This is a genomic window from Paenibacillus aceris, from assembly GCF_017874035.1.
GTDB lineage: Bacteria > Bacillota > Bacilli > Paenibacillales > NBRC-103111 > Paenibacillus_E > Paenibacillus_E aceris.
This window is the reverse complement of sequence record NZ_JAGGKV010000003.1, coordinates 104,484-126,438: the sequence shown is the minus strand read 5'-3', so window position 1 is coordinate 126,438 and position 21,955 is coordinate 104,484. Positions and strand designations below refer to the sequence as shown.

The window sequence follows — 21,955 nt, the reverse complement described above, 5'->3', positions numbered from 1 at the left end:
CGAGTATCAAAGTAAGTTAGAGAGGTAGAGATAACAGGAGAAAATTATGATCAAACATGGGGAATTATTAAAAAATACTTTTGTAAAAAGTGTCTTATTAATAACTGGAGGTACGGTACTAGCCCAAGTAATTAACTATTTAGTATCACCAATCATTACAAGGTTATATTTACCTGAGGAATATGGGGTCTTGGCAGCTTATGCTGCAGTAATTGGTATGTTATCAGTTCTTGGTTCTTTAAGGTATGAATCTTCCATAGCAATTGCGGAGAATGAAAATGTTGCAATTAATATGGTCGCAGTAAGTATTATTATATTATTATCTATAACAATTATTATTAGTATTATATTGGCTTTTGTAAGTCAACCATTGTTGCAATTATTGGGGTTAGACATCCTATATAAATATAAATTATTTATATCTTTTGGATTATTTTTTATTGGGTTATATAATATTTTTATCCAATTGGCTTATAGAGAACGAGATTTTAAGACTATATCAAATACCAAATTAAGTCAGAGTATAGTTCAAAACACCCTTAATATTTTTCTTGGTTCATTTGGTTTTGGATCAGTTGGATTGATAGTTGGAAAGATTGCGGGTCAAAGCGCGGGAATGGTTAGCCTTTCTAAACCAATATTAAAGCGAACTACACTTGAAAAAATTAGTAAAAAAGAGATGTTATGGGGGGTAAAGCGCTACAAAAATTTCCCTTTATTTTCAACCCCTAGCCAATTTCTTAATGCTGCTGGAATCCAACTTCCACTGTTTTTTCTTACTGCTTTTTTTGGTACTCAAGTTACAGGATTATATGGTTTAGCAACAACCGTAATAAATATGCCTGTTACATTAATTGGAAATTCAATAAGTGATGTTTTTTATAGCGAAGCAGCAAACATAGGGAAAAGGGATCCTCAGAAATTAAAGTCTTTGTCAAGAATTCTATTAAAAAAACTGTTTTTAATAGGGATAATCCCAATGTGTATTGTATTATTATTGGGTCCTTCTCTATTTTCACTGGCATTTGGTGATATGTGGCGTGATGCTGGGGTATACGCACAATTAATTTCTATTTCAGTATTCTCCCGATTGGTTTTTATGCCTATAAGTAGAGTTTATGAAGTATTTGAAAGGCAAAAAGAAGCTTTCTTTTTAGACACGGCTAGGCTAGTATTGGTTCTTTTCGCCTTTGCAATTTCAAAAATACTACTTTTGAATTCATTTTGGACCGTAGGCATTTATTCATCAGCCCTCTCTTTAGTTTACTTTAATACATTTCTAATGTCTCAAAAAATCTTAAATGATGAGATAAAAAAAAAGTCATCTGGAAAGTCATAATTATTAAGTACAAAATTATAGCGATGCTGTTTTCAATTCCTTTCAAGTATAATAAATACTATATCATTCTTCATCGTTCTTCAAATGAGAGAAATAATATCTGGAGATCTAAGAATTTAATAAAAATACTAGGGTAAGGAAGTATACAATATGTTCAAAATCGCAGTAGCGGGAACTGGCTATGTTGGCTTAGTAGCAGGCGTTTGTTTTGCTGAAGTGGGTCATCAAGTAACATGTGTTGATATTGATGAAAATAAAGTGAAGTTAATGAAGTCTGGTGTTTCTCCAATTTTCGAAGCCGGTTTGGAAGAACTGATGCAGAAGAATTATGCTGTTAGGAGAATAGATTATACAACAGATTACAAAGCTGCCTATAAGGACGCAGATGCGATCTTTATAGGTGTAGGTACTCCAGAACAGCCAGATGGTTCTGCAAATCTTTCATATATAGCAACTGTTGCAAGGCAAATTGCTGAAACTATAGAAAAGGATTGTCTTGTAGTGGTAAAATCTACAGTTCCAGTTGGAACTAATGATAAGGTCGAGCAATTTATTCATGACTTTTTAGTTCATAATGTGAGAGTTGAAGTAGCATCGAACCCAGAGTTTTTAGCACAAGGATCTGCTGTACATGATACGCTTCATGCAGAAAGGATTATTATCGGAACAGAAAGTAAATGGGCTGAAGAACAGTTGATGAAGATATATGAACTGTTTGGATTGCCTATTGTTTCAGTAAATAGAAGATCCGCTGAAATGATAAAGTATGCATCTAATGACTTCCTTGCCCTTAAAATTTCCTATATGAATGATATTGCGAATCTATGTGAACTGGTTGGTGCGAATATTCATGATGTTGCAAAAGGCATGAGTTTTGATGAACGCATCGGAAGCAAATTTTTAAATGCGGGAATTGGTTTTGGTGGATCATGCTTCCCAAAAGATACAAAAGCACTTGAGTATATTGCAAGACAACACGGTTATGAGTTAAGAACCGTTAAAGCTGCCATTGATGTAAACAATGATCAAAAAACGATGTTATATAAAAAAGCTAGCAAAAGACTCATTACTTTTAACGGTCTTAAAGTAGCGATATTAGGGCTGACATTTAAGCCAGGCACTGATGATTTAAGAGAAGCAGCTTCCTTAGATAATGTACCTTTATTATTAGAGCAAGGTGCTGATATCTTCGCATATGACCCAATAGGAGCAGCAAACTTTGCCAAAGTGTATCCAGAAGGTGGGAACAGCAAAGGTAGAATGACATATGTAGCGAATATAGAGGATGCATTAAGAGGTGCTAATGTCTGCTTTATCTTTACTGAATGGGGAGAGGTAAAAGCAGTTTCACCTGAAACTTATAAGAATTTTATGCGGACTCCTTTAGTATATGATGGAAGAAATATTTATCGCGTTGAAGAGATGAGAAAAGCAGGAGTGGAATATCACTCAATTGGAAGAGAATCTGCAAGGAGAGAAGACATTAAGGAGTCGAAGAACCTTGAATTACAAACCTCTAGATCTTAGTAAAATATACCTTATTACTGGTGCAGCTGGTTTCATTGGATATTTCTTATCTAAGAAACTACTAGAACAAGGCTGTCGAGTGATTGGTATTGATAATATGAACGATTACTATGATGTAAATCTTAAATATGCTCGTTTGGAGCAATTGAAACCATATGGAAAATTCACCTTTATCAAAAGTGATATTTCAGACAAATCCATGCTCGAAACTATTTTTGAACAATATAGGCCGAATGTTGTAGTAAATTTAGCAGCCCAAGCTGGAGTAAGGTATTCAATAGAGAATCCTGATGCATATATTCAAAGTAATATCATTGGATTTTACAACATCCTCGAAGCTTGCAGATATTATCCAGTTGACCACCTCGTATATGCATCTTCCAGTTCTGTTTATGGATCTAATAAAAAAGTACCTTTTGAAGAGTCTGATTTCGTGGATAACCCAGTATCACTTTACGCATCTACTAAAAAGTCAAATGAATTGATGGCACATACATACAGTCACTTATACAAAATTCCAGCTACAGGCCTTCGATTCTTTACCGTTTATGGTCCGATGGGCCGACCAGATATGGCGTACTTCGGCTTTACTGATAATTTGTTTGCTGGTAAGCCAATTAAGATATTTAATAATGGTGATTTTGAAAATGACCTCTATCGTGACTTCACATTCATAGATGACATCGTTATAGGAATTGAGCGACTTCTAGTCAAACCGCCTACTGATCCAGTTTCTCATAAAGTATATAACATTGGAAACAACAGTCCTGAAAAGTTGATGGTATTTATAGAAACCTTAGAGAAGGTTTTAAGTAATGTATTAGGCAAAGAAATATTATTTGAGAAGATATTTGAACCCATCAAGCCTGGAGATGTGCCTGCAACGTACGCATCTACAGACCTTTTGCAGGAAGCTATTGGATTTAAGCCTGACACTTCAATAGAGGTAGGATTGCAAAAGTTTGCGAATTGGTATGTTGAGTATTATGGTGTGAAATAAAATTTTTTTGTTTATTTAGATTAAGATCAGAGGGGGAATATCTAGTGAAAGTACGTAAAGCAATTATACCTGCCGCAGGACTTGGAACAAGATTCTTACCTGCGACGAAGGCGCAACCAAAGGAAATGCTGCCTATCGTAGATAAGCCTACGCTTCAATATATTATTGAAGAAGCAGTTGAGTCAGGGATTGAAGAGATCTTGATTATTACTGGAAGAAATAAAAAAAGCATTGAGGATCATTTCGACAAATCCGTTGAACTTGAATATGAGTTAGAAGCAAAAGGGAAATATGATTTATTAAAAGAAGTAAGAAGTATATCTGATATGGTGAACATTCACTATATAAGGCAAAAAGAGCCTAAAGGATTAGGCCATGCAATATACTGTGCGAAAAGTTTTATAGGAAATGAACCTTTTGCTGTTATGCTAGGTGATGACATTGTTGTGAATAGCAAGCCTTGCCTTAAACAGATGATGGAAATGTATGAGCAATATAAAACTACAATACTAGGCGTGCAAGAGATCGCGGAAGCTGATGTTAGCAAATATGGAATTGTTGATGGAAAGCATATCGAGGAGAGTGTCTATAAAGTCAAAGGGTTAGTTGAAAAGCCAACGGCTGAAGATGCACCCTCTAATATAGCGATTTTAGGAAGGTATATAATCACTCCAGCTATTTTTGAAATCTTAGAGCACACTAACCCAGGTAAAGGAGGAGAGATTCAGCTAACTGATGCGCTTAAGGTACTAGCACAAAGAGAAGCTATGTATGCCTATATTTTTGAAGGAAGAAGATATGATGTAGGTGACAAGCAAGGATTTTTGCAAGCGACAGTGGAATTTGCTCTTAAAAGAGATGACTTAAGAGATGAGTTCTTGAAGTATTTAATAAAGACGATTGAAAAAGAAAATAGTGATAGAGTAACAGTAGTTGGTTCGAACTTATAAGATTAGGTCGTTATAGAATATTATCAATAACATGTGTTGAGATATGGCACTTCTAATAAAAAACATGTATAACTATTGCCGGATAATTGCGACAAAGCACTTTAATACGCAAAGTCTCTATCTTTCCTTGATTTACCGATTTTTTGGAAAATAGGCCTACAAACCCCGCCTTTAGACCCTCAAAATTTGTCGAAACTTTATATATATTTTATAATATAAAGGTAACGTCAAAACTTGAGGGGGGAATTCATAGGATGATACTTACGACGATTTGGCATCGTTTCTGGTTCAAGTATAATTTAGAGCTGTATGAGAGTTGTATTGATAAGGAAATAAAGCTGCAATTGCTGCGTAAGGCACAGTATCATGAACGAAGACTGAATTTCTCTTAGCTATAGAAGTAATAAAAGCTGGTGTCTGTGTGCAGACACCAGCTTTTTACTTTAATTCGGAAGTTTTTCTAAGTCTTCTTCGCTTATATCCCCAGTATTTGATCCAAAGCACTCCTTCGTCGTCCTTAAAGAGTTTAATTCCCGTTAAGCTTAATGGTGTCCAAAATTCCCTAAAATAGTAATTTGGCATAGCTTTTGCACCCTCCATCTGAATTTCCAAGGTACACTTTATCAGTTTCCTATTAAAAAGTAAGTCGAAATTAGTCAGTGAAAAAATTTTCATTGTAAATTCACATCCAATATGTGACTTATTTACTATTAAAGCTTATAATAGTACTTATTCCCTATTTAATATGGTTGGTGATAGGTTGAAAAAGAAAAAATGGAAGAAACGAATGTTATGGGTAGTAAGCAGCGTGGTTGTGTTGCTTGTAATTGGGTATTTTGGAGCGAATATGGCTGTGTCTTATGTACTGAAGTCGATGGTTCCTCAGGTGCCTGCTTCTATAAGTGACCTTGCTGAAGAAGTGAATAATCCTAAAGGACCGATTGAAAGTACTAGTACAAAAGAAGTAACTAGTGATGCTTCAGAGGCTCCAACAAAGTTTCAGGAATCAAGTGAAAAGAAAGAAATTGATAAGGTTGAACAGGTTAACGAAACTGCGGATTCCCCCAAACAGGCCCATAATGAGGTTCCAGAATCTCCGAAAGCAAATATCGTAAACTTACAAAAGCCAGCGCCAGAGGCAGCTAATGACGGGTTAGACTACCAAGCCCAAATAACAACGGATAAAGCGAAAGCGGTAGAAGATTCCATTTCTCTTAAGGAGAAGGTAACGGTTACTTCAGTCCTATTGAAGAAATTGAGTGCATCAGATCTTCAACTGTTTGCGAAGATGGCTAGCAATGGCTTATCGGTTGAGGAGAAGAAGGATGCTAAGGAGATCATTCTAAAAAAACTATCTGAAGACGAGTATGACCAATTGATTCAGATTGCAGCAAAATATGGTCTAAGCCAAGGGAAGAGCTACCAAGATTCGAAGAAGGAGTCTCACAAATGAGAAAAAGATGGTTAGTGCTTTTGATCGGTGTGGGAGTTTTAGGTATTGGCGGATATGCCGGTTATACCTATTCGATAAATGTAATCGCAGACAAACTGTCAACTCAACTATTAGCTGAGGCTGATACTAATCAGCAGTTGTTTGAGCAAATAGAATTGCCGACATTGCCGCAGACACCGGAGGAAACTTCTCTCCAAGACAAGTCAGCTGCTGCGAGCCCAAATACGGCGGATAAGCTAAGCTCTCAATCTCCAAGTTCAGATTCGAGATCTGATCTCAAAGGAGAAGAGCCTTCGAAGGAACAGGCTTCAGCTAGCGATGAAACAACTCATAACGCTTCAACAGAGAAGAAAAGCAACAAGCAATCTGCGTTATCTTTTAGTAGTAAACAAGAGGCTGTGAAGTTTGCAATGAGCAGATTTTCGGCAGCTGAGCTGAACAAGCTTCGACAGATGGCCAGCGGCGGTTTAACGTCTGAGGAAAAGGCAGAGCTGAAGAAGATTGCCTATTCCAAGTTTACAGATGCTGAAATAGCAGCAGTTCAGAAAGTGGTTACAACCAAATAATCATATACGAGGTGTGCTTCAAGTGAAAGTGACAAATCGAATCAAAGCAGCAGCAGGATTATCTTTAGCATTGTTTATGGGAATGAGTACTGGGGCATCCGCGGCGCAAGCTCCTATAGATTTGGATGTCTATCAGGTGCCTATGCATTTCACATTTGACGGTAAAGAGTATGCACCACCGGAAGGGCAAATGGGTTTTATCTATGAAGGTAGTACTTATGTCCCGATCAGGTTCATTTCTTATTCCCTTGATAAAGCGGTGAAATGGGATGCTGATACATACACGGTTACGATTTCCGAACCTAAAGAAACAGACAAAATTAATATCAAAGAGTACAAGCTCAACGCACAGGTATATTCGAAAAGCAATGAGAAGCTAGATAAAGCGAAGTTGACTTCCAGCAAGTTGAATGTTTACAAAGAGAAGATTGCTTATGTATTCGATGGCGTTGCGAAAAGCCCGTCAGACGATTTGCCTGGTTATATTGTTGATGGCAGCCTTTATGTGCCTATTCGCTTCTTCTCAGAGTCTGTTGGCAAAACGATTAACTGGGATCCAAAAACCTACACAGTTTCAGCTGTGACTACTCCGGTTAAGAAAGATCCCGAGGTAATAGTACCAGAGACTCCTAAAACTGAACCGACAGCACCAGCAGCTGGAGGCAGTACAGTCGGCGGTGGAGGTGCTGTTGGTGGCGGCGGAGGCGGAGGTTCCACGAAGCCATCTTTGGATTCGATTAAATCCGAGACCGAGGCACAACTGAGAGATCTTCAAACCAAAAGCAAGGAAGAACTCACATCGCTGTATAATCAATATAAAAGTACACATGATACAAGCTTAATTGCAGATGCATCGACGAAAATCGATGAGGCTGATTCAACTTTTAATCAACTCATGAGCGATTTGAACACGAAGCTATCGAATAATGGGTATGATACAAGTATTGTTGATACATATAGGGCAGAGTACGAACAAATCAAAGAAGATGCAAAAAATGATATTTTAGGCAAATAATGATGTAACCGGGAGCATCCTTAACGGACGGCTCCCGGTTTTTATTTCGCCCATTTTCTGCGACTGAATCACCAACTAGGCATTCACACACATAAAGTGTATTAGGCTATTAACTACTATACAAGAATGTGAGTGATCCCTGAAGTGACGAAACCTGAAAATCATGAATTTCGTCCGCCCGTAGGTGGCGGTATACATGGTGGTGGCATCGGGCACGGCGGAGGCATTGGACATGGTGGACCGGGCGGCTTCGGGCATGTTGGACATATCGGCCCTGGTTTTGGTCACGTTGGCCCTGGTCATATCGGACCTGGCTTTGGTCACGTTGGTCCAGGGCACTTCGGCCCTGGTTTTGGGCATGGCTTCAACCATTTCGGGTTTGATGGCTTTAACAATGTGTTTCCGTGGGTCGCAGCCCCTTTGTTATTGAGTGTGACGGATCCCTACTATCCGTATTCTTATCCTCCGTATCCCTATCCGCCATACCCTTATTATCCATATGGGCCAGGTTACCCAGGTATTTAAAACGAACTGATAAAACCGAGGAACTTCTCTAGAGGGGAGCCTCGGTTTTATTTGTTTTGTGTGAGATGCTTGATTGTGTACCCGATGAGCAGCTACTTTTGTTTCGAGTTGGTCTGTTGCTTCCTCAGATTTAGTAAAGAGGCGGAGTACTAAACTATGCCGCTACTTTGTTTCTAGACGCCCGCAATCCCGGTATCACATCCGAACAATATAGTTATCAACTAAACCACTAGGAGGTTGTTTCAATGGAGATTACATCAAAATGGAAACGCACTTGGCATCGGTTTTGGCGGAACTATCATCTTGTGCTGCTCGAGGGTTGTTTAGACGAAAATATTAGCAGAGATCTTAAGCGTAAAATCACTTATCACGAACATAGATTAAGCACCTAGAGGGTGCTTTTTCTTTTGTTATGAATAAAGTTAGTTGCGGGAATTCCTTTAAAAATAAAAATGAAATCGTTTACAATAACAAGTTTAAGGTTTAAAATAAAAGAGAAAATAACCCAACGCTACGCAATGGAGTTGATCCAATGGATGATTTTCAGAAATTTTCTAAAGGATTATTATGGGGATTCCTTTGTTGTATTCCCCTCTGGCTTTCCATTATCGGTTGGATCGAATTCATCATTTACAAGTCTTGAAGTATTTACAAAGCACCCCATTATATATGTGGGTGCTTTTTTGGTTTTCTCATCCTACACTTGGACTCCCTCCTCTCCACTAATAATTTCACCTCCTCAGTAAGACGTTTTTTCCTAAAGCTTTAATTCCTAATTCGAACATTAGTGAAACTGAAATAGAAACAGGTGCAAAGATAGATCCTATGTTCGAATTCTTGTTTGATACAGATAAGTTACTCAACAAACTCAAAACTGTTTTTTTCGCTCTGCTCCCCACCCCCAACAAAAATATAAATAGAATTCGATAATTCTTTATAAAGTTGTTGCAGAACTCGTTGGACGATTTGTTCCATAATCCGTTAGGGTTTATATTAATACAATATGGTGTATATTTATTTAAAATCGGTTTAATATGAGGCTGTCCCATATGTCATAGAAATGACTGGGGATAGCCTGTTGTTTTTTTATTAAATTTCTTTTCTGTTAACTGAAATAATCTATCTGGAAAAGAAGAGCCGACCTTCACTATTAACTCATCTTTCCATATACCACCAAATTGATGAGAGGTACTTGTTATGTTAAAAAACAGTACAATGAATTATTTCAAGTCCTTCAAAACCCAAGTGTTGATAATCAATTAGCTGGTTTTTTTGTATGTGGAAATACGATAGGAGGACTCAACTCATTCTGCACCGATTACATCATGGCCAAGGCAGCATATTATCGTAATCGAGTAACAAGTAAATAAACGTATACAAAGTAAAAACAGGTAGATGGATTTCAATTCACCAGTGCTCTATTATTATTTATGAAAGCGGATTCTTATTGAAGATCGTTTAGGGGGACACACATTGAATAAGTGGAAGAAAACAACGGCTTTTGGTCTCGTTGCATGTACGCTCGTATTTGCAAGTGCCTGTAGTTCAACAAATTCTCAAGAGGCAGCACAAAGCCCGACGACATCAACTTCGCCGACTAATTCGGAAAAGAAAATCGTTCAGTTGACGACTGTTCGCAGTAACCCATCGGATATTAAATGGGATCCGGGCGAATCGATGGACAAAAACTCGGTATACGACGCCTACGAGCAAGATTTGGGTATTCGTATTAAGAATATGTGGGTTGCGGATTCGAAACAGTTTGCTCAAAAGCTTAACATGATGATTGCATCCAATGATATTCCCGATTTTTTTTCCGTCGCTGACCAGGTACAACTGCAACAGTTAGTTGACGCGGATATGCTGATGGATATGAGCGCAATATTCGATAAATACGCTAGCAGCGAAACCAAAGAATGGTTCACCAAAGATGGCGGAAACCAGATGAAATCCGCGAAAGTGGACGGCAAACTAATGGCGATACCGCTTACTGCCGATCCGTACGGTTCGTCGAGCTATCTTTGGGTGCGCAAAGATTGGCTCAGTAAGCTCAACCTTCCGGAGCCGAAAACGATGCAGGATGTATTGAAAATTTCCGAGGAGTTTACGAAGAAAGATCCAGGGGGAACGGGCAAATCGTTTGGACTGACCTTGCAGAAGGATCTTCTTGATGATTATGGGCTGACTGGATTTTTTAACGGTTACCATGCATATCCGGGCATCTGGCAGAAGGGCACGGACGGTAAGCTGGTCTACGGAAGTATACAACCGCAGATGAAAGTCGCTTTGAAACAACTGCAGGATATGTACAAATCAGGTCAAATCGATCCGGAATTCGGCGCCAAAGATCCGGATAAAGAAAATGAACTGGTAGCGGCCAATAAAATCGGGATGGCTTACGGTGCGTTCTATTTAAGCGCATGGCCGCTAGCAAGCGCTGCGATTAAGGATGGCAAGCTGGTCCAGGATTGGCAAGTGTACGGACTTCCTTCTATTGATGGAACGGCTGCTAAATCACAGATAGGTTTAGGCGTTAACGGGTATGTGGTGGTTTCAAAAAACTGCAAAAACCCGGAAGCGGTCATTCAGATTTTAAACCAATGGATCAAACTGCAGATCAGCATGACAGATAAAGAGAGAGTGTATATTAACGGGAAAGAACTTGAAGATAAGGGCAAGCTCTATTTCAAAGTGAATCCGATTCGTCTGTTCGCACAAGATGGTAACGTTCAAGCTGGAGGTATTCTGCCAAAAGCGATCGAATCGAAAGATCCGAGCATGTTGAAAAACGATCCGGATCTGATGAATCGTTATGCTGCGGCGCAAAACTATTTGAAAGGCGACGTGAGCGGTTGGTTTCACTGGATGATCGCCAAGTCGGGGGGATCCTTCTCGATCATGAATCAATATTTGAAGGATAGCCGTTATGAGCAGGATCAATTCTTTGGAGCACCGACGCAAACGATGCAGGATAAAAAGTCGGTATTGGATGCAAAAGAGAAAGAAATTTTCACCAAAATCATTATGAATCAAGTATCTATTGATGAATTCGACAAGTTCGTTGCCGATTGGAATAACCTTGGGGGCGAGAAGATTACGAAGGAAGTCAATGATTGGTATACGAAGCAAAAATAATAATGGCAAGTAATAACGGCGTAGGAGGGGAGACCCTCCTGCCGTCTTTCTTTTTGAATATTTAGAACAGATATGGTGGTGTAAAGCTTGCTGGGTAAACGGTGGATACGAGAATGGCCGCTGCATCTGATGATTTTTCCTAGTGTCATTATTCTCTTTATTTACAGCTATATACCAATGTTTGGGATTACAATCGCTTTCGAAAAGTTCATTCCATCAAAAGGGATCTTTCATTCACCGAAGGTGGGGTGGAAGAACTTTCAATTTTTTATCGAGTACCCCGATATTGGGCGCATTATGTTCAATACAATTAGCATTGCGTTAATGAAAATGGTAGCCGGTTTGATTGTGCCGCTGATCGTAGCCCTTTTATTGAATGAGGTTCGTAAGGTGCTGTTCAAAAGAGTGTTTCAAACACTCGTTTATTTGCCGCATTTTTTGTCTTGGGTGCTGCTAGGAGGCATTTTGATCGATATTCTTTCGCCTTCGACCGGGATTGTCAATAAGGTGTTGGGTATATGCGGAATCTCCCCCATTTACTTTCTGGGGAACAACCACTGGTTTCCTTTCGTTATCGTACTTTCGGACACGTGGAAAGAATTCGGCTTCAGCACGATTGTCTATTTAGCTGCGCTGACGTCAATTAATCCCTCCCTATACGAGGCCGCCTCAATGGACGGCGCGGGCAGGTGGAGGCAAACATGGCATATTACACTGCCGGGGATGCTTCCCGTCATTATCTTACTAGCGACATTAAGCTTGGGAAACGTATTGAATGCAGGCTTTGACCAAATTTTTAATTTGTACAGTCCGCAAGTATATGAAAGCGGCGATATTATTGATACACTCGTCTATCGGATCGGCTTGGAACAGTTCCAATACGGCGTCGCGACGGCTATTGGACTTTTTAAATCGGTCGTATCACTGATTTTCATATCGGTGTCGTATTTCCTCGCTTACCGATTAGCTAATTACAGAATTTTTTAGGGGAAAGGAGGAAGGCCTTGTGATCCATCATGTAACTCGGAGCAGATTGCTATTCTTGATGATCAACTATCTCTTTCTTGGCGCACTCTCCTTGCTATGCATTCTGCCTATGCTTCATATTCTTGCTCTGTCTTTCAGCTCGGGCTCAGCTGCCGCTGCAGGGACAGTATCACTATGGCCCGTTGAATTTACGACCGCAGCTTATGAAAATATTTTGAACAAACCGCAGTATTTCACGGCGTTCTTGATTACGATGCAAAGGGTTGTGTTAGGTACATCCATCAGTATGTTGTTAACCGTGTTGGCGGCGTATCCGTTATCCAAGGAGCCGGGTCATTTTCGCTTTCGGACTGTATATGCCTGGTATTTTGTCATCACGATTTTGTTCAGCGGAGGGTTGATCCCGTGGTATATGACGATTAAAGCGACGGGGCTTATAGATACGATTTGGGCGCTAGTGTTACCTGGGGCTGTGCCGGTTTTTAACGTCATTTTGCTGTTAAACTTCTACCGCGGGCTGCCCAAGGAGCTGGAGGAGTCGGCTAAAATGGACGGTGCCAACCAGTTCGTCACCCTGTTCAGGATTTATTTTCCATTATCGGCTCCGGCTCTAGCGACAATTGGCCTGTTCACGATCGTAGGTCATTGGAACAGCTGGTTTGACGGGCTTGTGCTGATGAATCGTCCCGAGCATTACCCGCTGCAAACTTTTTTGCAGACGGTCATTATTAAGAAAGATTTCCGGTTCATTTCCTCGGACGACCTGGACATTTTGAAACAGTTATCCGACAGAACAAGCACCGCCGCACAAATATTCGTTGCAGCTTTTCCCATTCTGATGATATACCCGTTTTTGCAGCGCTTTTTTATTAAAGGAATTGTTATGGGAAGCGTAAAAGAATAATGGGAGTCTAAGATTGCGTGTGCATGTTTGTATTGCCTAAACGTTTACACCCATGTCATGATTAGAGGAGGAAGCTAATTTCCTAATACGAGCTGAGCGGGGCAGATATTATGAACATAATGAATCAGTTGAAATCAATGAAACCCCCTTCGATCTTTCTGAAGCTGTTTCTCACTTTTTTTCTAGTTATTACACCGCTTTATTTGATTACGTTAAGAATTAATTTGCAGGGATCGGAAGGAATCCGATACGAAATGTCTGAATCCATTCAAGCCAGAACGGATTATTTCATGAACATGCTCGAGAGTGAGATTGGTCGAATAACCGATTCTCTTCCCGAATACGTCATAGATCAGGACCTTCGGAACCTTAGCTCAATCGGCGACCAGATCAGCCAGTATGAGCGGATAGCGCTTGTCAATGCCTTACAAAGGCGGCTTTACTTAATGAAGTATTCCAGCCTGTTTATAGCGGATGCCAAAGCATACGTCCCGTTAATCAAAAGAACCGTAACATCCGCCAATTACGAAGAAGGCATTAATGAACCGGAATTTGATGCGCTGCAGCATCAGAATAGCGGCGGGCCAATGATCTACTGGAACGATCGTCTATTTCTGAGTCTGGCGTATCCGGCGAATGCGAAACGGAAACCAATATTTGTACTTGGGATCGAATTGTCGATTAAGCAAATGCAAGAGATGCTAAATTCCGTGGCAAGACCAGGTCAAGGCAATGCGATGCTCATCAATCTGAAGCAGAATTGGTCAATCGGTGCCCAAGTGAATAAAACCGAAGCCCAGGGGTTACAGTCTTTCTTGCAAAGCCAACAGGAAAAGGGCATTCAGAGCGGCTTGTCGACGATTACCCTGAATAAAAAACAAACAATTGTATCGTACAAATTTTCACCTGCGATTAACACTTATCTTGTAACATTTACACCGGAAGCGTATTTGCTTGGTCCATTGACTACCCTCAAAAACTGGTTTTGGGTGATGTCCTGTGTATCCGTGTTAATCATTATCTTTTTTTCCTATTCCATTAATAAAGTGATCTTGCGCCCGATGAGGAAGCTCATTCAAGCATTCAACAGAATGCGGGACATTCATACATATCCGACATTACCGACCAATCGAAAAGATGAGTTCGGTTATTTATATAAGGGCTTTAACAAGATGGTCGAACGGTTAAAGTGCTTAATCCAGGAAGTTTACGAACAAAAGATCAGAAGTCAACGATCAGAACTGAAGTGGCTGCAATCACAAATCAATCCGCATTTTTTGTATAATTGCTTTTTTGTCCTGAGCCGACTGATCAAGAAGGTTGATACTGAACAAGCCTATCAATTCTGTGTATATATGGGAAACTATTTTCAATTCGTGACTCGCGACAAGCCGGATGAAATCCCATTGGAACTGGAAATTAAGCATGCCCGCACTTATGTGGATATTCAGACCGTTTGCCTCGGCAATCGCATTAAAGTTGAGTTCCAGGTTCCGGAATGGATAGTTAGCGGGGGAACTGTCATTCGAATCGTCCTGCAGCCCATTATTGAGAACGTGTATAAGCATGTATTCGATCATCAAGAAGGCGAAGGGTTTCTATGGATTCATTTTGAAAAGAGCGGCGACGATTTGTACATTCATGTGGAGGACAACGGCAGCGGTTTGGACGATCAGGCAATCGCACTGTTGAACGGCAAACTTAGCAATCAAGCGGATGAAGACGAAAGCTCGATCGGCATCGTAAACGTTCACAGACGCATTCAAATGAGGTACGGGGAAGATTGCGGCCTTATGTTCGAGAGATCGACTCTGGGCGGACTGCACGTACAGATGAAAATTAAGCCATGGCAGGGAGGGGGATTCGATGTATCGACTGCTCGTCGTTGATGATATGCCCATTGTGGCGGATGGCTTAGTAGGGTTGCTGCAAGACACTACTCATTTGAACCTGAAGCTGTACAAGGCATATTCCGGAACCAAAGCGCTCGACATCCTCAGATCGGAAGAAATTGACATCGTGCTAAGTGATATTCGAATGCCCGGTATGCAAGGAATTGATCTGCTCAAGGAGATTCGCGTTAGTTGGCCAAACTGCAAGGTGATTTTTCTAACGGCATACGATGACTTTGAGTATGTGCGCAGCGTGATTTCCCTCGGCGGATTCGAATATATTTTGAAAATCGAAGGCGACGATAAAATCGTTCAAACCGTTGAAAAAGCGATTTACAGCCTGAACGAAGAAAATGTCGTTAAAACTTTAATTCACGGCGCTGATAAGCAAGTGACTTTGACCGATATAACTTCGCAAGAAGCATTCGTATGGGAGCTTCTAAGCGAAGCTGAAACAAGTGAGAACGATGTGATCCAAGTATTGTCAGAGATGAATCTTCCTGTTCGTGCTGATTTGCCTTTGCAGATGGTGCTTGGGGACGTTCGAGAATGGGATAGTATCATGGATCAAGATAAGGCCGGACAGCTCTCCGTTATTCAAAACATAATAGAGGAATATACGAGTCAATGTGCCCGTTTGATATCGATGTGCAGTAAGGATTCCCAATTATTGCTGCTGATTCAACCGTACGGCTGCGAGAGCGATGGTAATGAAACCGTTTCCTTCATTCGCAGCGCGCTGGAACCGATTCGGCAAACGTGCCGAAAACTGTTGGATATCCGGATCGATTTGGCACTGCAGAGTTTACCGGCAGGATGGTGCGGGCTTCATCAAGCTTTCGAGGATTTACGCGGGGCACTCTTTCACGGAACTAGCGTTTACTCGGAAACGACGGAAATGACAGCTTTCGCTGTAACGGCCATACGGCAGGACACAGATGAAACGAAAGCGGAGTGCGGTTCGGATTATTTTCAGTTGTATAAAGTCCGTTTATTAGACAATTATTTGCAGAACGGAAATGAAGCGGATTTTTTTAAGTTGTTTCATGAATGGAAGGCTTTCCTTGTGGCCGATTCTACGTTCAGACTTCACAAACTGGAATGCCTCCACGCGCTTCATGCCATTTTCGAATCTAACATGGTGGCTTGCAAAATGACTGAAGAGCTGGAAACGGCTTTAGAACAATATAATAAGATTCAGCTTGGCGAAATCAGCTCGTGGGAAAAACTGCAGCAGCAATACAGGCAAATGGCATCGGCTATTTTCGAGCATAAGCGAACGATATCGAGCGGGAATGCGCAAGAGTGGATAGATAAAGTGAATGCGTATATTGAGGCGCATTTGGCGGAAGACCTGACGCTTCCTAAACTGGCGGCACAGGTGAGCTTCAACCCCTCTTATTTTTCCCGGTTTTATAAGCAAACGACGGGGATTTCGCTCTCCGACTACATTGCAGATATTCGCAATACGAAGGCGAAGGAGCTGCTGAAGGGCAACAAATTAAAAATTCAAGATATCGCGATGAAAGCGGGCTATCAATCGAGCATGGCATTTATACGATTTTTCAAAAAACAAAATCGGATGACGCCTCAGGAGTTCAGAAGAAAAATGTCATCCACCGAAAGAGAATGAGGAGGAGATCCGAATTGGATGAGATGAAGGGTCAAGTAAGAATCGGTATAATCGGTGCGAGCGGTCGCGGAGGCATCGCTGCGTACTGGCACAAACCGGAAGGGCGATCCGTTGTCGTAGGGGTTGCCGACATTGTTCCGGACAAACTGGAGACGTTCAAGCAGAAAATAAATCCCGACGCTTTCGTCACACTGGATTACCGGGAGCTGCTGCAGCGCGGTGATATCGACGCCATTGCCGTAACCTCGCCGGATTATTGCCACGAGGAGCACGCGATTGCGGCGCTGGAGGCAGGTAAGCATGTCTTTTGTGAGAAGCCGCTGGCTATTACGACAGAAGGCTGCGACCGCATTCTCGAGGCTTGGAAGAAGTCCGGCAAGCATCTCATGGTTGGCTTTAATATGCGCTACATGAATATGTTTCGCACGATGAAGGAAATTGTCGATTCCGGCGTGATCGGCGAGATCAAAGCCGTTTGGGTTCGCCACTTCGTTGGTTGGGGAGGATACTTCTATTACCATGATTGGCACGCGAACTCGAAAAACTCCACAGGCCTGCTGTTGCAGAAGGGTTCGCATGATATCGATATGATCCACTGGATTACAGGGCGCTACGCAACAAAAGTTTCCGCCTTCGGCGGGCTGGATTTCTACGGCGGCGACAAACCTGACGATCTCACCTGTCCGAACTGCGCGGAGAAAGACACCTGCACCGAGTACAGCGGGAAACATTTGAACCAATGTGCTTTTCGTAAGGAAGTTGATGTAGAGGACAATAACGTTGTGATTATGGAGCTGGAGGGCGGGATCAAGGCATCGTACCTGCAATGCCATTTTACCCCCGACTATCACCGTAACTATACGTTCATCGGAACGGAAGGAAGGCTTGAAAATTCCGAGCCGGATAACAAAGTGTTTGTTTACACGAGACGTTCGAATACGGAGCGCGAGCTGGCGAATCGCGTGTACGAAATTAAGGAAGCTGAAGGAACACACGGTGGAGCTGATCCTATCATCTGCCAAGATTTTGTAGATATGATCTTAACCGGTAAAAGGCCCGTGGCATCGCCTCAGGCAGGGCGCATGAGCGTAGCCGTAGGCTGTGCGGCGACGAAGTCGCTTCGCTCAGGTGGCGGAGTCGTACAAGTGACGCCTGTTCCAGATTTCGCAAGTGAATGATAGATTCGATGAAGCAGCCAATTCCAATCATCCTAAAAGTAAACGCAGATCCAGATGATTTGATTGCCGGGCTTTTTACCGAAGATATCCAATCGAATGGGATGGAGTATTACCGAATCGTTGATGAAGTGTGCAATTGGCTGGGGGAAAGCAATCAAGTGGCTGTTGCGGTGTCGATTTCAAGCTCAACGAAGATGATTTCGAAGAAGCTGATGAAGCAGACGATAAAAACAGAGATGAACTCGGCATTATTCAAACATTTCGTTTATTGTGAGGACGCGAACGAAATATTTATCCTCTTAACGGTTCATCAGATCAGAAGTGAAACGGCGATTCGTGAACTTATTCACACTACTCTCTCTATGATCAAGACAAGACTTGAGCAATATATGAATGTTCGTGTAGCCATGGGAATCAGCGAGATACTGGATGGCAGGAAGCACTGGCAAAGATTACTGAATCAGGCGCGAAGCCTAGTTGCTTTGTCCTTTTTTGAAGGGTATGGCAGGTTCTTTTATCCAGAGAGTGCAATGAAAACATGCATGGAAACTAGCGCTGATCTGCGAATGACCTTAAAAGTCAAAAGTGCTGAGATCGTACGATTGCTTCAACTGAAGAATGAAATACTATGGGAGCTTAAATTTGACCTATGTGTGAAGCTATTGAAAGAAAATGGAAGATTTGAAGTTCACGAGACTAGGCTGCTGCTCACTGATTTCCTATGGGAGCTTAGCTCCTTGCTATATACCCAGGAAGTTCGATGGGGGGGCGTGTTTGACCGCAGTAATCCCTTCGAACAGTTGAAGGACTTTCATACTCTTGAGGATACATTGCAATGGATCAAGCAGGTTTGTTCGGATATTTATCGTTTTATTCATGAGCTTAGCCCAAAAGTCAATTCGTCTCATAATATCGTTGAGAAGGCGAAAGAATTCATACATCAGCATTATTGCGAGGAATTGAGTCTAGGTATGGTTAGCCAGTGGGTTGGGGTAACAGAAAATTATTTTAGCAGGCTATTTATGCAGAACGTCGGCGAGAGTTTCATACAATATGTAACGAAATTGCGCATCGAAGAGTCCAAACGGTTGTTAAAAATGGGATATAAAATCATTGATCTGTCTGAAAAGATCGGGTATACGAACCCCGAGCACTTCAGTCGGGTATTTAAGAGGGTCACCGGTGTAAGTCCGAAGGTTTATAAGGAAAGTCTTGATTAAAGAATTTGACGGCCATTTGGAAGAGACATCCAAATTGGATCTGGTTACTCGTCAGATAACTAAAAAAGTCTGCCTGATCTCCGAAGCGTAGCCACGGGAGATTGGGCAGACTTTTTGATTTTCTTTATATATCTTATTTATAAGCTATTTTCTGCCTTTAATAAGTTATAGAAAAACTCTTTGGAACAAAGACAATAATTAGTTTACTCTTCAGATTAAAAATTCTGTTCTTCGCCAAAATGAAAAGATTTCGTTTGGTGAACCATTACGCTAAGAACCAACCCCATAGATACCATATTCGTCAGAAGAGAACTTCCTCCATAGCTAACAAATGGAAGTGCAATTCCAGTAAGTGGCATTAGTCCTGTATGCATGGCTATATTCTCAAAAATTTGCAAAGTAAACATGGATGTCACACCTATTATCACATATGAACCCGTTAAATCTTCACATTCCATAGCGATTCGAATCATTCGATAAATTAAAAAAAAGTAAAGCAGCAAAAGTACGGCAGATCCAACAAAACCAAATTCCTCACCAATAACAACAAAAATTGAATCCGCATAGTCATATGGAATATATCCGTTGTGTATCATAATACCATGAAGGTACCCTTCTCCCAATAATTCCCCTGAACCCACTGCCTTCATGGAATTCACAACCTGATAACTTTGATCGGGATTACTAGTTGGATCTAAAAAAGTTTGAATTCTATGAAGTTGATACGGCTTTACAATTTTATTGAAAATGGGGGGATCAACAAAATATAGGGCAATGATACTGCCAATAATCCCAATAATTATACATAGCCCTACGAGTCCATGTTTGAATCGAATTTTCCCTATCCATAGCATTCCTAGAAATATACATAGAATAACGATAGCTGTTCCCAGATCGGGTTGTTTCATGATGAGCAGAAAAGGAATTCCCACAACACCCATCATCGGAATGATGTCTTGAACGAATCGGAGATATTCCCCTTTACGTTTTTCCAACATTTTGGCTAACAACAGGATGACGAAGACCTTTGTTAGTTCCGAAGGCTGAAACTGCATAAAGTGAAGATTGATCCATCGCTGCGATCCATTAATGTTCATGCCTTTAAACATAACAAAGATTAAAAGCAGAATGCCGAATATATATAGGTATACCGATAAATGACGTACAATCCCCCGATAATCTAGCATGCTCAAGAGCAACATTGGCACAAACATAACAGCGAACATAACCAAATTATTCACATGTAACCCAGCAAATCTCGTATTAGTAGTGGCACTGTAGATCACGATAGTGCTAGCAACCATAAAACATAATAGTAAAGCGATAATCATCATATCCAGTTTTTTCGCTTTTAGCACCAAATCATTTATCACACATAGTTCTTCCTTCTCTGGAGATAATTTAAATACTCAAACCCAAATCTTCGCATTCCAAGTAATGATAATCTCAAGTACATATTTTATTGTTTGGCAGAAAAGGGTTTATAAGCAGAATTAAAATGCTTCATGTCTACATCACTCCACATATTGGACACCGCAACCTTATCTGGGTGGTCAAAAACCAAGAAAGCAGTTGGTAGGTAACGCATTCCATAACTGCTGGATGGTCTATTCACAACTTGATTATCTTTAATTAATACAGAAGAAGAACCACCATCCAGGTTCGCTGCAGTAATAGCCCCGTGCTCCAACAACAATTGTTGTGCATCGTATAAAGTTGCACCAATAGAGTAGCCGGGCTGTCTTCCGTCAATCACTAAAAAGATAATTGTGCCATCTTTTGTTTGAGCCATGCAAGTTCGGGGCGCAATCCCCCAACCATCCGCCTCGTTTTTGACTAGACCTTTCCCATTTACGATAAACTTGGGCTGAAAAGAGACAGCATCTCTTACACCCATTTTCAACAATTCGGACGGTTTATATCGTCCTGCTACCATGATACCCTTACGATCAAGACCAACAACATTAACAGGATCCTCCATACCTCCATCAGAATAAAGAAGTTTTCCTCCTGACATTACAACCCCGCTGGGTCTGAAGCCATTCCCATCGTAGTTCGGATCGTCAAAAGCCCCACCATTAACACCCGCAATTGCCCCTGTTCTTTTGACCATGCTTAGAATTTGTTCTCCTTGCCCTTTCATGCTCGTAGTTACAACTCGAATCATCTGAGGATTGCGAACAAACATCAGATATCCTTTGAATTTCTTCCCATTAACCGGTTCTATCGTAACATCATTATTTTTCTTGGAATTCATTGAAATCTCATGATTATCGTGAATCATTCCCATATCATCAAATTGCTTTGCGTAATTTTCTGTCCGCAGGTCCAGTTCACTTTGCCCAATCAAAAACTTCGCATAGTCACGATGTTGAGATGTAATCAACGTATCAGCCAGCATATAACGCCAATTGGTCCCAGAAACAGTAAAATAGAACCAAACGATAAAAATAAAAGTTGATATAAATAAGAACAATATAACTGCAGCGAAAAATCTTAATTTTTTCTTGCGACGCGGCTTTTGCTGTGGCTTCATTGGTTGAGCTAAGACATAGTCTTGATAACCATTCATACAATATCACCTCTCTTTTAAAAACATATTATTATATTAAAATACAATCCTTAAGATTT

At 40.9% G+C, this 21,955-nt stretch carries 19 protein-coding genes; 17 read left to right on the top strand and 2 right to left on the bottom strand.

Annotated elements, in window-relative coordinates:
* Positions 1-46: 46 nt before the first annotated feature.
* The 17 genes from J2Z65_RS07345 to J2Z65_RS07265 all read left to right on the top strand — a co-directional run bounded on the left by J2Z65_RS07345 (position 47) and on the right by J2Z65_RS07265 (position 19,324).
* On the top strand, positions 47-1,339 hold the full coding sequence (locus J2Z65_RS07345; RefSeq protein ID WP_167061667.1) for a lipopolysaccharide biosynthesis protein: 1,293 nt from the start codon (positions 47-49) through the stop codon (positions 1,337-1,339).
* 150 nt (positions 1,340-1,489) lie between these two features.
* The gene (locus J2Z65_RS07340; protein WP_167061664.1) at positions 1,490-2,866 is read left to right on the top strand and encodes a UDP-glucose dehydrogenase family protein; all 1,377 of its coding nucleotides are present in this window, start codon (positions 1,490-1,492) and stop codon (positions 2,864-2,866) included.
* A complete protein-coding gene (locus J2Z65_RS07335; RefSeq protein ID WP_167061661.1) occupies positions 2,841-3,866 on the top strand; it encodes an SDR family NAD(P)-dependent oxidoreductase in 1,026 nt (341 codons plus the stop codon). Before J2Z65_RS07340 ends, J2Z65_RS07335 begins: the two co-directional genes overlap by 26 nt.
* A gap of 44 nt (positions 3,867-3,910) precedes the next feature.
* The gene (galU, locus tag J2Z65_RS07330; RefSeq protein ID WP_167061657.1) at positions 3,911-4,816 is read left to right on the top strand and encodes a UTP--glucose-1-phosphate uridylyltransferase GalU; all 906 of its coding nucleotides are present in this window, start codon (positions 3,911-3,913) and stop codon (positions 4,814-4,816) included.
* Positions 4,817-5,070: 254 nt separating this feature from the next.
* Positions 5,071-5,208: a hypothetical protein gene (locus tag J2Z65_RS07325; RefSeq protein WP_167061654.1), complete on the top strand. Its 138-nt coding sequence runs from the start codon at positions 5,071-5,073 to the stop codon at positions 5,206-5,208.
* A gap of 368 nt (positions 5,209-5,576) precedes the next feature.
* Positions 5,577-6,269: a hypothetical protein gene (locus tag J2Z65_RS07320; protein WP_167061651.1), complete on the top strand. Its 693-nt coding sequence runs from the start codon at positions 5,577-5,579 to the stop codon at positions 6,267-6,269.
* Entirely contained in the window at positions 6,266-6,835 is a 570-nt protein-coding gene (locus J2Z65_RS07315; RefSeq protein ID WP_167061648.1) for a hypothetical protein, read from the top strand. The genes J2Z65_RS07320 and J2Z65_RS07315 overlap by 4 nt, the downstream gene beginning before the upstream one ends.
* 22 nt (positions 6,836-6,857) lie before the next feature.
* The gene (locus J2Z65_RS07310; protein WP_167061645.1) at positions 6,858-7,850 is read left to right on the top strand and encodes a stalk domain-containing protein; all 993 of its coding nucleotides are present in this window, start codon (positions 6,858-6,860) and stop codon (positions 7,848-7,850) included.
* A gap of 144 nt (positions 7,851-7,994) precedes the next feature.
* Positions 7,995-8,375 (top strand): hypothetical protein, encoded by a 381-nt coding sequence (locus tag J2Z65_RS07305; protein ID WP_193580988.1) that lies wholly within the window; start codon positions 7,995-7,997, stop codon positions 8,373-8,375.
* 245 nt (positions 8,376-8,620) lie between these two features.
* The gene (locus J2Z65_RS07300) at positions 8,621-8,767 is read left to right on the top strand and encodes a hypothetical protein (protein ID WP_167061642.1); all 147 of its coding nucleotides are present in this window, start codon (positions 8,621-8,623) and stop codon (positions 8,765-8,767) included.
* A gap of 1,081 nt (positions 8,768-9,848) precedes the next feature.
* Positions 9,849-11,510, top strand: coding sequence for a type 2 periplasmic-binding domain-containing protein (locus tag J2Z65_RS07295; RefSeq protein WP_167061639.1), 1,662 nt, complete (start codon positions 9,849-9,851; stop codon positions 11,508-11,510).
* 129 nt (positions 11,511-11,639) lie between these two features.
* Positions 11,640-12,497 carry an ABC transporter permease gene (locus J2Z65_RS07290; protein ID WP_193581022.1) on the top strand — a complete coding sequence of 286 codons (858 nt, stop codon included), beginning with the start codon at positions 11,640-11,642 and terminating at the stop codon, positions 12,495-12,497.
* 58 nt (positions 12,498-12,555) lie between these two features.
* Positions 12,556-13,401 (top strand): carbohydrate ABC transporter permease, encoded by an 846-nt coding sequence (locus tag J2Z65_RS07285; protein ID WP_167062714.1) that lies wholly within the window; start codon positions 12,556-12,558, stop codon positions 13,399-13,401.
* A 110-nt stretch (positions 13,402-13,511) separates the two neighbouring features.
* Positions 13,512-15,290, top strand: coding sequence for a sensor histidine kinase (locus J2Z65_RS07280; protein ID WP_167061636.1), 1,779 nt, complete (start codon positions 13,512-13,514; stop codon positions 15,288-15,290).
* Positions 15,268-16,926, top strand: a complete 1,659-nt coding sequence (locus tag J2Z65_RS07275; protein WP_167061633.1) for a response regulator transcription factor — start codon at positions 15,268-15,270, stop codon at positions 16,924-16,926. The genes J2Z65_RS07280 and J2Z65_RS07275 overlap by 23 nt, the downstream gene beginning before the upstream one ends.
* Before the next feature lie 23 nt (positions 16,927-16,949).
* Positions 16,950-18,104, top strand: a complete 1,155-nt coding sequence (locus J2Z65_RS07270; RefSeq protein ID WP_167062711.1) for a Gfo/Idh/MocA family protein — start codon at positions 16,950-16,952, stop codon at positions 18,102-18,104.
* A gap of 8 nt (positions 18,105-18,112) precedes the next feature.
* The gene (locus tag J2Z65_RS07265; RefSeq protein WP_167061630.1) at positions 18,113-19,324 is read left to right on the top strand and encodes a helix-turn-helix transcriptional regulator; all 1,212 of its coding nucleotides are present in this window, start codon (positions 18,113-18,115) and stop codon (positions 19,322-19,324) included.
* Between the two features lie 215 nt (positions 19,325-19,539).
* Here the strand turns inward: J2Z65_RS07265 and rodA are convergent, their stop codons facing one another.
* Together rodA and J2Z65_RS07255 are read right to left on the bottom strand one after the other, a co-directional pair.
* The gene (gene rodA / locus J2Z65_RS07260; RefSeq protein ID WP_338111726.1) at positions 19,540-20,697 is read right to left on the bottom strand and encodes a rod shape-determining protein RodA; all 1,158 of its coding nucleotides are present in this window, start codon (positions 20,695-20,697) and stop codon (positions 19,540-19,542) included.
* Between the two features lie 86 nt (positions 20,698-20,783).
* On the bottom strand, positions 20,784-21,896 hold the full coding sequence (locus tag J2Z65_RS07255; protein ID WP_240159823.1) for a phosphodiester glycosidase family protein: 1,113 nt from the start codon (positions 21,894-21,896) through the stop codon (positions 20,784-20,786).
* Positions 21,897-21,955 lie beyond the last annotated feature (59 nt).